At 57.1% G+C, this 12,968-nt stretch carries 10 protein-coding genes and 1 pseudogene; 4 read left to right on the forward strand and 7 right to left on the reverse strand.

Features of this window, described 5'->3' with window-relative positions; all coding sequences use genetic code 11:
- The first annotated feature begins 82 nt into the window (after nt 1-82).
- Nucleotides 83-400 carry a DUF3509 domain-containing protein gene (locus ACZZ0B_RS21350; RefSeq protein ID WP_008087777.1) on the forward strand — a complete coding sequence of 106 codons (318 nt, stop codon included), beginning with the start codon at nt 83-85 and terminating at the stop codon, nt 398-400.
- On the opposite strand, the gene ACZZ0B_RS21355 is transcribed toward ACZZ0B_RS21350, so the two are convergent.
- Nucleotides 397-897, reverse strand: coding sequence for a phosphate-starvation-inducible protein PsiE (locus ACZZ0B_RS21355; protein WP_008087776.1), 501 nt, complete (start codon nt 895-897; stop codon nt 397-399). The genes ACZZ0B_RS21350 and ACZZ0B_RS21355 overlap by 4 nt on opposite strands.
- 326 nt (nt 898-1,223) lie before the next feature.
- Between ACZZ0B_RS21355 and ACZZ0B_RS21360 the strand changes: the two are divergent.
- Nucleotides 1,224-1,478: pseudogene (locus ACZZ0B_RS21360) on the forward strand (YebG family protein); the annotation flags it as partial.
- 190 nt (nt 1,479-1,668) lie between these two features.
- Here ACZZ0B_RS21360 and ACZZ0B_RS21365 read toward each other — a convergent pair.
- The gene (locus ACZZ0B_RS21365) at nt 1,669-2,688 is read right to left on the reverse strand and encodes a Glu/Leu/Phe/Val dehydrogenase family protein (RefSeq protein ID WP_440093293.1); all 1,020 of its coding nucleotides are present in this window, start codon (nt 2,686-2,688) and stop codon (nt 1,669-1,671) included.
- A gap of 185 nt (nt 2,689-2,873) precedes the next feature.
- On the opposite strand from ACZZ0B_RS21365, the gene ACZZ0B_RS21370 reads away from it, so the two are divergent.
- Nucleotides 2,874-3,677: a transglutaminase family protein gene (locus ACZZ0B_RS21370; protein ID WP_463546177.1), complete on the forward strand. Its 804-nt coding sequence runs from the start codon at nt 2,874-2,876 to the stop codon at nt 3,675-3,677.
- 13 nt (nt 3,678-3,690) lie between these two features.
- On the opposite strand, the gene ACZZ0B_RS21375 is transcribed toward ACZZ0B_RS21370, so the two are convergent.
- The 4 genes from ACZZ0B_RS21375 to hmgA all read right to left on the reverse strand — a co-directional run bounded on the left by ACZZ0B_RS21375 (nt 3,691) and on the right by hmgA (nt 8,466).
- Complete coding sequence (locus ACZZ0B_RS21375) at nt 3,691-5,046, reverse strand: MFS transporter (protein WP_440093289.1); 1,356 nt, start codon at nt 5,044-5,046, stop codon at nt 3,691-3,693.
- 159 nt (nt 5,047-5,205) lie between these two features.
- Nucleotides 5,206-5,841, reverse strand: a complete 636-nt coding sequence (gene maiA / locus ACZZ0B_RS21380) for a maleylacetoacetate isomerase (RefSeq protein ID WP_463546178.1) — start codon at nt 5,839-5,841, stop codon at nt 5,206-5,208.
- A 12-nt stretch (nt 5,842-5,853) separates the two neighbouring features.
- Nucleotides 5,854-7,158, reverse strand: coding sequence for a fumarylacetoacetase (gene fahA, locus ACZZ0B_RS21385; RefSeq protein ID WP_463546179.1), 1,305 nt, complete (start codon nt 7,156-7,158; stop codon nt 5,854-5,856).
- Nucleotides 7,159-7,161: 3 nt separating this feature from the next.
- A complete protein-coding gene (hmgA, locus tag ACZZ0B_RS21390; protein ID WP_463546180.1) occupies nt 7,162-8,466 on the reverse strand; it encodes a homogentisate 1,2-dioxygenase in 1,305 nt (434 codons plus the stop codon).
- A 164-nt stretch (nt 8,467-8,630) separates the two neighbouring features.
- Between hmgA and ACZZ0B_RS21395 the strand changes: the two genes are divergently transcribed.
- Nucleotides 8,631-9,428, forward strand: a complete 798-nt coding sequence (locus tag ACZZ0B_RS21395) for an IclR family transcriptional regulator (protein WP_008087759.1) — start codon at nt 8,631-8,633, stop codon at nt 9,426-9,428.
- Nucleotides 9,429-9,453: 25 nt separating this feature from the next.
- On the opposite strand, the gene ACZZ0B_RS21400 is transcribed toward ACZZ0B_RS21395, so the two are convergent.
- Complete coding sequence (locus ACZZ0B_RS21400; RefSeq protein WP_463546181.1) at nt 9,454-12,921, reverse strand: dermonecrotic toxin domain-containing protein; 3,468 nt, start codon at nt 12,919-12,921, stop codon at nt 9,454-9,456.
- Nucleotides 12,922-12,968 lie beyond the last annotated feature (47 nt).

Raw genomic sequence — 12,968 nt, forward strand, 5'->3', positions numbered from 1 at the left:
GAATGGCCGGTGATCCGGTTTGGCGAACCAACCCGATCACGGCCGGTCAACAACTGCACGTTCAATCAGGCGGTGACGCATCATGGACAACCCTTTTCAAATCATTACCGATGCCTTTGCGCCGGACTATCAGATCAACCTGAGCATTCAGGGCCTGGACGGCAGCATCATGCTGACCCTGTCCAACAGCGGCCATATCGTCGCCAAGCGCATGATCAGTGCCGAACAGCGCAACGATCCGGCGCGGCTCAAACGGCTGGTGCAAAGCATTCAATTCGGTATCGCCATCGAACAGGGCCACAGCGCCATGGCGATTCTCGAAGCGATGACCAGCGGCGACGGGCTGACCCCGCCACCGCCACGTATCAACGGCCAGCCCCGACCAGCCGCCGGGCTTTAAAGCTCGCCCTTCTCCACTTCAGGATGTTCGCTGGAACCTGTACCGAGGGTGCGCTGCGGTTTCTCGATCTTCACCGAAGGAAATTGTGACGAGGCGTAACGCACCACCAGAATCGACAACGCCAGCAGCAGAATCCCGCCGCACAGGTAGATGATGCCCATGTCCGGCGGGTTGTGGTGCGAGACGTTGGAGATCAGCAGGCGCGTCAGCGCGGTGATCGCCACGTAGATCAGGAAGCGCACCGGCATGTGATTGGTCTTGAAGTAAATCCCGACCATCGCCCCCAATTCGAGATAGATGAACAGCAACAGAATGTCATCGATCTTGATGTGGCCTTCCTCGAGCATCCCGAGAAACTCCATCACCGCCGCGTATGCCGTCACCGCACCGATGGCAAACAGCGCCAGATAGTGGAAGGTTTCGACGAACAGGTTGCCCAGGGACTCGGCCAGTTGATGCACGTTTTGCCGCAGTTTCTCGGCCCAGTTTATTTTCACGATGATGTTCCTTAGCCCGATGCGAGCGGATGATGCGTGTTGGACGTGACGGTTTTCTGCACGTAACGGTTTTCATGCAGAAAAGAGGCCACGCCATCATGGCGAGCCGCCGCCAAACCCGCGCCGTGGCGTTTGGTCGCACCACGCCCCGCTCCTGCAGGTGTGAGCCTGCCCGCGATGTCCCCAGCACGACCCCTCGCAAAGCCGAAATCCGGTCTACATTAAAAAGCCACTACCCATGGCGCAGGGATTCGCTTATCCTTTTCGCTGTATATGGATACAGTAGTCGTCAAGACAACTTAATGTGAAGGCATGTGAGGTGGTGAATGGCCGTCGAAGTGGTATACCGCAGCAGCCGAGATCTGGAGCGCTTGTTCATGGATAAAGCCGAAGCTGACCGTCATGACAAAATGCTCGAACTGGCCGAATATCTGGCCGATGTGTTGCAAAAAGCCGTTCCGTCCCTGACTGAACAGCAAGTGGAAGAAGCCGGGATCTACATGGCGAAGAACCGCGATGTGTTTGCCCGAGCGTTCAAGAGCCAGCCAGACGCATTGTCGGAGTTGCTCAACGCCCCGGCCGAGGCTGCTGAACAAGCTGATGTGGTGGAAGCAGCTGAAGCGCCGGCCAAGCCTGCTAAAGCGGCAAAAGCGCCGAAGTAATCAGCGCCACATCAAAAGATCGTCCGATCGCGGCCCGAGCCTTCGGCAGCTCCTACAGGGATAAATATTCCAAATGTAGGAGCTGCCGAAGGCTGCGATCTTTTGCGTTTCAGCGATACAAAACTTTCTCCGCCAACTCATCCGCCACCCGCGCCGGCGAACGCTTCTCCGCCTGCGCATGGGCGAACACCTCGGTCAACCGCGAGCTGATCTTCGACAGATGCGCGGTAATCGTTGGCAATTCCTCGCCACGATGTTTCAACGACACATAAATCAGCCCACCGGCATTGATCACATAATCCGGCGCATACAGAATTCCGCGTCGCTCCAGTTGATCGGCGACGTCCAGATGCGTGAGCTGATTATTCGCCGACCCCGCCACCGCCGAACAACGCAGCTGCGTGACGCTATGGCTGTTCAACACCCCGCCCAGACCACACGGCGCCAGAATGTCGCAAGGCGTGCTGAGCAGCGCATCGTTGGCAATCGGGTGCGCGTTGAGCTGTTCCATCGCCAGTTGCACCTTGCCGTGGTCGATGTCGCTGACCAGCAGTTCGGCGCCCGCCGCGTGCAGCTGCTCGGCCAAGGCAAAACCGACATTGCCCAGCCCCTGAATCGCTACGCGCAGGCCTTCCAGGTTGTCGCTGCCCAAACGGGCCATGGCTGTCGCGCGGATACCGGTGAACACACCCATCGCCGCATGCGGCGCCGGATCGCCCGCCGAGGTGGTGCTGGTGACATGCTGGGTTTGCTGGGCGATGCAGTCCATGTCGGCCACTGAGGTGCCGCTGTCGATGGCGGTGATGTAACGACCGTCGAGCTGATCGATGCAGCGGCCGAAGGCTTCAAACAACGCGCCACGATTTTCCACATGGGCCGGGCGCACGATGACGGCGACGCCGCCGCCCTGCTCCAGCCCCGCCAGCGCGGCCTTGTAGCTCATGCCTTGGGCGAGGCGAATGGCGTCTTCGACGGCCGATTCGTCATTGGGGTAGGCAAGGTAACGACATCCGCCCAAGGCTGGCCCGAGGCGACTGTTGTGGATGGCAATGACCGCCTTCAACCCGGACACCGGGTCAACGCTAAGGTGCAGCGATTCCAGGCGAGTGCTTTGCATGAGCGCAAACATCGTTGGGCTCCCGAATCACTTCTTGTAGAACGCCAGTATAGGCCTGCGCCTGAAAATTGCTGGAGCGCACCGGAATAAGCGGCCTCGAAGACAGATGTTTTGCGGCATAACTCAATCGCTGCAAAATCCGCCACTGGACGAATAGCACTGACGGGGCTAAAACGAGGCATTCGAGGGAGATTTCGATGAGTCCGCGCCAACGCTTTTTCGACTGTCTGCATCGCTCACCGCCCGCGCTGTTTGAAGCCGCGTTGTGGATTGCTGCCGAGCACGATAAAGCCGTCGATCCCGCCGCACTCTTGCTCGATTTCAAAGAGCTGCAACAAAAGGTCAGCTACGGTCTGCCCATGCTACCGGTCAGCGAACTGGCGCAGCCGCTGCTGCGGCGCATGATTGAACTGGGGTTCGCCCAGGACGACTTCTTGCCGCTGCGCCCGCAGGCGGCGTTGCTGCCGAAAGTCTTGCAGACACGGCGCGGTCAGCCCCTGGCGCTGGCGTTGATTGCCCTTGAGCTGGCACGCGGTCTGGAGATTCCACTGGTCGGCGTCAATTTCCCCGGGCACTTTTTATTGCGCGTACCCGGCGCGGATCACTTGCTCGATCCCTGCGGCGGTCGACGCCTGTATCCGAATGATTGTCGCGAACTGTTGCAGCGCCAATACGGGCCGAACATGAAAATCAGCGCCGAGCACCTGTTGACCGCCACGCCGGTGCAGATGCTCCAGCGCCTGTCGCGCAACTTGCGCCAGTTGCACCTGACGCATGACGACTTCATTGCCTCGCTGATCGACGCTGAACGGGTACTCGAACTGGGCGATGCTGCTGCCGCTGATTATCTGGCGCGGGCGAGTTTGTATCAGCGGCTGGATTGTCCGAATGCCGAACGCTTCGATCTGGAGCGCGCGTTATTGTTGAGTGATGATCCGATCCAGCGTCTGCGCCTGACCGATCGGCTCAGCCACTTGCCGCCTAATTCCGTCGTCCATTGAAAGCACAAGATCTTCAGGATTTAACCGACGCCCCGACACCCACCGCCGAACCGTTTTCGGCAGGCGAGCGCACCTGAATAATCAGCAACGCAGCAATCACCGCCGGGATCGCGCAGAAGAAGAAAATCTGCTCCACCGGAATGTGCATCGCCAGCAGCAGGCTGCCGAACAGCGGCCCGAGGATTGAACCAAAACGCCCCACGCCCAACGCCCAACCGGTGCCCGTGGCGCGCACGTGCGCCGGGTAAAAGTTACTGGCGAACGCATTCAGCGTCAGTTGCCCGCCGATGATGCAGAAACCGGCCGCGAATACGCAGGCCACCAGATAACGCGGGTTGTCGTGATTGAGTCCGAGCAGAATCGTACATAACGCTGCCCCTGCCAAAACGCCAGACAACAGCCGCACCTTGCGCTTCAAACGGTCGGCGAACCAGGCCATGCAGATCGCGCCCAAGGTACCGGCGAACAGAAACATCGACGTCACCAGGTTGGCTTCGTTGAGCTTCAGGCCACTTTCCAGCAACAACGTCGGCAACCAGCTGATCATGAAATACAGCAGAATCAGGCTGACAAAAAACGTCGCCCAGATCAGCAAGGTGGGCCGTGCGTAGCCGTTGCGGAATAACTCGACCACGGTCAGTTTGCTGCCCTGCTCGCGTTCGTTCTGCTCGACGCTCGCCAGCGGCGGTTGCCAGTCCGGCAACATCCGCGCGCTGACTTTGCGCAGGCGTGCATACGGCGGCGCATCACGCAGCAAGCGCGGTAGAGATTCCGGCAGCATCCACCAGAGAAACGGGAACAGCAGCAATGGCGTCACGCCGCCCGCAAGGAACACCGCTTGCCAGCCGAACTGGTCGATGAACCCTGCCGCGACAAAACCTCCGGCCGCCCCACCGAACGAAAAACCGCACGCTGCCAGTGTCACCATCAAAGTGCGCAGGCGTGGCGGCGAATATTCCGACATCAGTGCCATGGCGCTGGGCATCGCGCCGCCCATGCCGATGCCGCAGATGAAACGCGCGATCATCAGCGTGTTCAACGAGTCGGCAAACACCATCAGTACCGTGAGGCTGGCGTAGATCAGCACACAAGCGAGCAGAATCCGTCGCACGCCAAAACGGTCAGCCAAAGGCGTTACCACCAGAGAACCTATGGTCAGGCCGAGCAGGTTGGCGCTGAACACAGGCCCGAACGCAGATTTCTCCAGGCCCCAATCCTGCGCCAGCGCGGGCACTACGTAGCCGAGCACCTGGGCGTCATAGCCGTCGGTGACCAGCAGCAAGGCGAGCAGGATCAAGAGCATCCACTGATAACGGGACACAGGACGGGCGTCGAGTGCCGCACGGAAGCTGGCAATCTGGTTGTGCATCGCAAGGTACCTGTTTTGTTTTTATGATTTTTCGGTGCATCAACCGAGCCCCCTGTGGGAGCGGGCTTGCCCGCGATGACGGCGGTAGATTCAATACAACTGAGTCTGAACGATCGCTATCGCGGGCAAGCCCGCTCCCACAGGTTTATCAGTGATCAGTTACGGGGTGTCAGGTTGATTCGCGGGATGCGCCTTGATGAACGCCGGATGTTCAGCTGCCAGCGCGGCAACGCGGCAAATTTTTGGGTAAGCCTCCAACGAAACGTTAAACCGCTCAGCCGCATACAACTGCGCAATCAGGTAAACATCCGCCACACACGGCCACTCGCCGAAACAGAAGCCCTCGTCGCCAATCAACTCCTCCACCGTCGCCAAGCCTTGGCCGATCCAGTGGCTGATCCACTCCACCACCTGCGGTTCGTCATGCCCCAACTGACGCAGACGATTGAGCACGCTGACGTTGTGCAGCGGATGCACGTCGCAGCCGATCACCGCCGCCACGCCGCGCACATGGGCGCGGGCCGCAAGGTCTTCCGGTAACAGCGGCACCTGTGGATAACGTTCCTCCAAGTATTCGATGATCGCCGGCGACTGGATCAATAACTCGCCTTCATCAGTGCGCAAGGCCGGCACCCGGCCCTGTGGATTGATCGCCAGATACGCCGCTTGCCGATGCTCGCCACCGGCCGGTGCGATCAGGTTGACCGGCAGTGCCTGATAGTCGAGTCCCTTCAATGCCAATGCGATCCGCACGCGGTACGACGAGGTCGATCGGTAGTAGGTATAGAGGTCCATGAGCCGCTCCTGTCAGCGCGCCGCCAACACTTTGCCACGGCATTCGCCGAAACCGATCGACGCGAAACCATCACGAGCACAACGTGCGCGCAGGATGATTTCGTCACCGTCCTCAAGGAATTTACGCACTTCGCCAGAGGCCAGTTCGATCGGTTTTTTACCACCCTCGGTGATTTCCAGCAGGCTGCCGAACTGACCGTTTTCCGGGCCGGACAAAGTGCCTGAACCGAACAGATCACCGGCCTGCAACTGGCAACCGTTGACGCTGTGGTGCGCGACCATTTGCGCGACGGTCCAGTACATGTAGCGGGTGTTGCTCAGGGTCAGGCGATGAGCCGGCAGATTCTGTTCGCGCATGGCTTCGGTGAGCAGCAGCACTTCCAGTTCGATGTCGAAAGCACCGCCGTCCTGATCGCGTTTGTCGAACAGGTACGGCAGCGGCTGCGGATCACCATCCGGACGCTTCGGTTGCGCAGTGCGGAATGGCGCCAGCGCTTCCGCTGTTACGACCCACGGCGAAACGCTGGTGATGAAACTCTTCGACAGGAACGGACCCAGCGGCTGGTATTCCCACGCCTGGATATCGCGCGCCGACCAATCGTTGAGCAGGCAGAAACCGGCGATGTGATCAGCGGCATCGCCGATGGCGATCGAGTCGCCCATCTCGTTGCCCTGACCGATCCAGATGCCCAGTTCCAGTTCGTAATCCAGTCGCGCGCACGGGCCGAAGGTCGGCTCAGTCTGACCGGCCGGCAAGGTCTGGCCTTTCGGACGACGAACGTCAGTGCCGGATGCGCGTACGGTGGAGGCGCGACCGTGATAACCGATCGGCACGTGCTTGTAGTTCGGCAGCAACGGGTTATCCGGACGGAACAGTTTGCCGACGTTTTGCGCGTGTTCGATGCCGACGTAGAAGTCGGTGTAATCACTGATGCGCGCCGGCAGATGCAGTTGGCAATCGCTGGCCAGCGGCAGCAGTTTCACGCCTTGGGCTTCGATGCTGCCACGGTGCGTGCTGCCTTCGCTGAACAGTTCCAGGAGGCGCTCACGCAAAGCAACACGAGCGTCGCGACCGAGTTCGAAGAACGCGTTCAGCTGACCACCGTGCATGGCTTCGACGGCACTGCGCGCGGTACCGTCGAACAGCCCGGCTTCCAGCGCCACTTGCAGATCAAAGATGTGTTCGCCAATCGCCACGCCTGCGCGCGGTGCCGAGCCATCAAGGCTGAATACCCCGAGCGGCAAGTTCTGCAACGGGAAATCAGCGTGGCCGTTGGCCGAAGCGACCCAGCTGCGGGTGATGGAATTCTGCGTCATGAGTTATCTCCGGGTCGGGTCGAACGTGGCGGGCAGCGTGGCCCAGCAGGCGTCGTAAGTGGATTGCAGTTGCGGGCAGTCGAGGGCGAAGCGGCTTGGGCGCAGCACTTGGCTGGTCTCGAACATGAAGGCCATGGTGTTGTCGATTTTCGCTGGTTTGAGCTCGGCGTTGATCGCTTTGGTGCAGGTCTCGCCGTCCGGGCCGTGGGCGCTCATGCAGCTGTGCAGCGACGCGCCGCCCGGCACGAAGCCCTCAGCCTTGGCGTCGTATTCGCCCTGGATCAGGCCCATGAATTCGTTCATCAGGTTGCGGTGGAACCATGGCGGCCGGAAGGTGTTTTCAGCGACCATCCAGCGTGGCGGGAAGATCACGAAGTCGAGGTTGGCCAGGCCGTGCACGCTGGTCGGCGACGTCAGCACGGTGAAGATCGACGGATCGGGATGATCGAAACTCACCGTGCCGATGGTGTTGAAACGGCGCAGGTCGTATTTGTACGGCACGTTATTGCCGTGCCAGGCGACCACGTTCAGCGGCGAGTGATTGAGTTCGGTGGCCCACAACTGACCGAGGAATTTCTGCACCAGCGTGGTTGGCTGCTGCAGGTTTTCGTAAGCGGCGACCGGGGTCAGGAAGTCGCGCGGATTGGCCAGACCGTTGCTGCCGATCGGCCCCAGGTCCGGCAGGCGCAGCGGCGCGCCATGGTTCTCGGCGACGTAACCGCGAGCTTGCGGATCGAGCAGTTCAACGCGGAATTTCAGGCCACGCGGCAGCACGACGATTTCCAGCGGCGCCACTTCCAGCACGCCCAATTCAGTGGCAACGCGCAGACGACCGAGTTGCGGCACCAGCAGCAGTTCGCCGTCGGCGTTGAAAAACACGCGCTCCATCGAACGGTTGGCGGCGTAGTTGTAAATGCTGATGCCGGACGGTTTTTCGGCGGCGGAGTTGGCCACCATGCTCACCAGACCATCGATGAAATCAGTCGGCTCGGCCGGGATCTCCAGCGGATTCCAGCGCAGGCGATTGGGCGTCACTTCGCCCAACGGCCCACCGGCCAATTGCCGCTCCAGTTTGACGAAGGCCGGGTGATTGGCCGACGGCTGAATCCGGTACATCCAGGTACGCCGCGCTTCGCTGCGATTCATGGTGAACGCGGTGCCGGAAAACAATTCAGTGTAGAGGCCGTACGGGGCTTTTTGCGGGGAGTTCTGGCCGACGGGCAGCGCGCCGGGCAACGCTTCAGTGCTGAATTCGTTGCCGAAACCGGACTGATACGCCAGCGCCTGAGCGGTTGAATCGAGGTTCATGGAGCCTCCTGAACAGGGAGTCGGCAGTGGCCCATCGCTCTGGCTCAGAGGTTTCGGCACGCCGGGGTTGTTATTATCGTAATTCGATTACGCATAACGTAATTTGCTCGCTATCCAGCGTCAAGCTATAAAGACGCCCATTCGTATCGGAACCCGGCCGCACCATGGAAAAAACCAGCGACAGTAACGGCAAACAGAAAGTCCGCTCCGCCGAAGTCGGCACCGACATCCTCAAGGCCCTGGCCGAGTTGTCGCCATCGACCTCGCTGTCGCGTCTGGCCGAACACGTGCAGATGCCGGCGAGCAAGGTGCATCGCTATTTACAGGCGTTGATCGCCTCGGGGTTCGCCGAACAAAACGCCGCCACCAACCATTACGGCCTCGGCCGTGAAGCCTTGCGCGTGGGTCTGGCCGCACTCAACAGTATGGACGTGCTGAAAGTCGCCGCCCTGCCGTTGGCCGAACTGCGCGACGAACTGAACGAGACCTGCTTTTTGGCGGTGTGGGGCAATCAGGGTGCGACCGTGGTGCACATCGAACCGGCAGTGCGTGCCGTGACAGTGGTGACGCAGTTGGGCTCGGTGTTGCCATTGCTGAGTTCTTCGACGGGACTGGTGTTCAGTGCGTTTCTGCCTCATAGGGAAACCGATGATCTGCGCGAGCAGGAAATCGCCGTTGCCGACCACCCGCTCAAAGACGAAAAAACTTACACAACCCTGTGCGAACAGATCCGCGAACGCGGCCTGCATCATGTTCACGGTTTGCTGATGCCCGGCGTGGATGCGTTGTCGGCGCCGGTGTTCAACGCGGTCGGCCAAGTCGCAGCGGTCGTCACCATTGTCGGTCCGACCTCGTTGTTTCACGCCGATGAAAACGGCCCGGCGGCGCAGCGTTTGTTGGCTGCGACGCGGGCCGTGAGTTGGCGACTAGGGTATGACCCCAAAGATTTATCGAATGTATAGCCGCCGTGCTGCCGTTCAACGGGTTTTAACGCACTGTGGTTTTACTGCGGCCTGATTCGGAGTTCTCAAGTAACGACTTGAAAAAACCGATCAGCATTTCATCAGGTGCTTTCTGGCCGGAAACGTGAGTAACGAATTCAGCAACAGTCCTCGCATCCTTGAAGAGGCTGAGAAAGGATCGTTGAGCGTTGGTCACGGCTTTGACCGGCGCACCGGCGGCCGCCGCTTTCCCCAGTGTTAACAGACTGGTCACAGTATCCTTGAGGTGGCCCACTGCGGCGGAGTAATCTCCTCTCCTGTCCGCTTGCGATGCGTCATAGATACTTTTCATCATCTGAACAGCTACCACTACCGTACCGATGGGTGGCACAACCAAGCTGATGAGGTTCGCGACTTTCATGACGTTATCGTAAATCAGCCCAGCGACCACTTCTTTCAAACTTGTGGTTCTCTCGTCGATATCACTCAACACACGACGCACCCTCTCATTGTGAAAGGTATAGAGATCTGGCAGTTTGGCTCGACTTTGCGTTTTAACGGGAGGCCGACTATCAACGGTGGCCACAATGCGGTCAAAATATTCATTGATGACCGCTTGATCTACCAGCAAAATCCGACCTGAGTAATAATCCCTGAACGGCCCGTACCGAAAACGAATGGACTGGACAAACTCTCCAACGGGACGAAATGTAGCCCGATCGGGAGCATCGGGCGTGTAGAGATAATCATAAAACTCTGCGCCCAGCTTGAGACGAAATATATAAACGCCTTCCACTGTACGATCGCTTGCCGCCATCAGACCCAACGGCCCGATATTGAACTTGTACAACCCCTCGTCACCTTCTGAAATATTATCGGCAATAGAAAGATAGCCACCGCTTTCTTTTAAATCGTCAATGACACGCTGAAGGGCAGTTAATATTTCAGGCGATATTCTGCCATCAATGAAATCGGAGACGGCGCTACAATGCATTTGGCAGCGGATTTTTTTTGCATGCACTGCACGCTTGAACGCGTAGCCGGCATCGCCTTTATCCAAGTACACCTTCTTAAGCATTTCGGTATAACGATCACCCGGACGAAATGTCTTGGACAGCGCTGACAAGTGGCGAATATCAAGCTCAGCCATCACGGGGTGGCCTCCCGTAACAAAGTACTTGGGATCATCTTTTGTTGCATAGGCAGGATGAGATGCCTCAAACGAAATCCCCTCCAGCAATAGATCAGTAATGCTTTTACGAAACTCGACAGTCTGAACCATGATCAGATCAGGATTAACGTCGACAACACGTCCCTTGGAACGCAATATAATCTCGATCTCTTGCTTGATCAGGTCGTAGGTAAACCGTTCAAATGAAGGAAAACCATTTTCGCGTGCGTCTACAACCGAAAGCGCCTTGAGCTCTGTGGTCAAACGGGCATAACGCTTACGACCGTTATCTCCCAGAAACCGATAGCCAATCGGAGCAATTGTTTTGTGCAACGCAACTTCTGCACGATAAGCAATAGGCGCATAATCGGACAGAAGCTTCATCCCGCCGGCAAACAGATCAGCAAATCGGTTATCCAGTTCGTATTTATAATGCACTTTTGCGCGATCAGTACCCATCAGCTTTCCGGCGTCATTCAAATACTCCGGGTGAATCAACGTTTCAGCATAGTTTCGGTCTACGCTCAAGGCCGCTTCGAGCCACCGATTCATCTCATACATTTCAGGGAATTTTTGAAACTGAAATTTCCCCTCAGGTGTTTTCAGAAACAGCAGAAACCCGTTATGAATTCCCGCAACCATAAAAACAAATACTTCTTTCAATGCTACCGATTGATTTTTTATTTTCAGGCCGCGAATAAGCACCGACGGATCGCCAGCCAACCCGCGCTGTACTACTTCTGCCTCCTTCTCACTGTAATACCCGCTGTTACGAGCAACAAAAAGAGCGAACTCCATTTGGCTGTTGAGGTAGTCGCGATAGGCCTGCTGAAATCCGGCAGATGTAGAAGCCGGGAGACTGGCTACAAACTCCAAGCGCAGGCTTCGATTGGTCAACCATTGCTCGAGTGCATTGACGGACAAACGGCTGCCTGGCGGTGTGCCTTTGAGGGTGATATTAGCCCTGTGACCGTCGTCATGCAGACCGACCACTAAATACTCGGTCAGTGTTCTGCTCTCTTCCTGCTCTATGGTGCGTCCGCCCACCTGCAATTTGTAGGAACTGTGGACCTGGATCACTTCCGGATCCAGCGCTTCACCCAGCGCGCTGTCTGACCATGCAGCGAAAGACCGCAACACATAGTCCTTGAAGGAAAAACATTTATCAAATTCAGCTTTATAGATGACGTCGTATCGTTCCATCGACTCTTCAAGTTCAGCGTAACGTTTTTGCACAACTTGAGTTGCAGACTTCAACCACAGTGGCCAATCGGTACGCTTCAAGTCGGCGAATAACCGATTGAATCGAGTCTCTATAGCGTGACGCATGACTTGCATATTTTGATTATTTTGCAACTCGGAAATTAATGTTCCAGCGAAATTCTGGCGATTTCGCAGCCGACTGGCTGCGCTTTCAACCTGGCCTTTCAGGTGGGCATCTACGCCATTTGAAATTACGCTTCCAGACATTTTAAGGCATTTAATTTCAATCGTCGGTGAGGCCTGGCGAACTTGCAATTTTTTATATAATTCGGTGCTTCTACTAAAATATTCAAAGCCATATTTTGGCGTATGCACGACATAACCAGTGTCTTCATTAAGCCATTTCATTTCCGAACCCGCACGCTCGGCGTTGTCCAGAACGAAACGTGGCCCTGGCCCGCCCAGATAATCCTCATCGGGTTGCAGCCTTACTTCAAAAGCACCCTGACTCTTCGCGGCGTTTAACAAATGAGCGAACCGCCCTCCTAGAAAATCAGGCACCGCACCGGTCATGACCGAAAGCGATAACTCAACTGTCAATACCGAGGCGTAAGCCTGATGAAAAATTTGTGTATTGGTCAATAAAGGCGATTCAACTGCAGTGGCTTTTGCGGCGGCCGCCCAATATCCAGCGAGTTCTTCCTGGAGCGTGTTTTCGAGTTCGCCGGAGAGGCTCGACACCAGACTTTCAACATCGTGAATACTGAACTCTGGCACTTTGAATTTATCACTGAACGTGTCGGCAAGATAAAAAACTCCATCCCCACCCACGACATATCCTGGCTGTACATTATTATCCAGGCAGTAGAGCACCACTTCGCTCAGCGTCCCTGAGGGCCGCCGCTTGCCATCAGCCTTCAAACTCCCTGTATTAATATAGACATTGTCAATGTCCACTTTTTTGCGCCTCTGCACCAACTCGCTTTCCAGCATTTTCCTGACGATCAGTTTAACGCTGGGGGCCCCATCAACGACGGCAAAAAGTTTATTTTTCGCAATAGTCGCCTTTTCCCATTCTTGAACCCACGTTACCTTTTCACCTTCCGAATCGCGCATCAGACTTGTGAACATCTTGCTCATGAAAACTCCTTGTCGACTTAACCCAGGCTACAGAAAAGCAGCCACTT

The organism is Pseudomonas sp. AC247 (genome assembly GCF_979258015.1).

Coding starts and splice junctions, on each gene's coding strand:
- fahA (WP_463546179.1), bottom strand. CDS start 7,158: ATGACGCAGAATTCCATCACCCGCAGCTGGGTCGCTTCGGCCAACGGC.
- hmgA (WP_463546180.1), bottom strand. CDS start 8,466: ATGAACCTCGATTCAACCGCTCAGGCGCTGGCGTATCAGTCCGGTTTC.
- ACZZ0B_RS21370 (WP_463546177.1), top strand. CDS start 2,874: ATGAGTCCGCGCCAACGCTTTTTCGACTGTCTGCATCGCTCACCGCCC.
- ACZZ0B_RS21365 (WP_440093293.1), bottom strand. CDS start 2,688: ATGTTTGCGCTCATGCAAAGCACTCGCCTGGAATCGCTGCACCTTAGC.
- ACZZ0B_RS21400 (WP_463546181.1), bottom strand. CDS start 12,921: ATGAGCAAGATGTTCACAAGTCTGATGCGCGATTCGGAAGGTGAAAAG.
- ACZZ0B_RS21350 (WP_008087777.1), top strand. CDS start 83: ATGGACAACCCTTTTCAAATCATTACCGATGCCTTTGCGCCGGACTAT.
- ACZZ0B_RS21395 (WP_008087759.1), top strand. CDS start 8,631: ATGGAAAAAACCAGCGACAGTAACGGCAAACAGAAAGTCCGCTCCGCC.
- ACZZ0B_RS21375 (WP_440093289.1), bottom strand. CDS start 5,046: ATGCACAACCAGATTGCCAGCTTCCGTGCGGCACTCGACGCCCGTCCT.
- maiA (WP_463546178.1), bottom strand. CDS start 5,841: ATGGACCTCTATACCTACTACCGATCGACCTCGTCGTACCGCGTGCGG.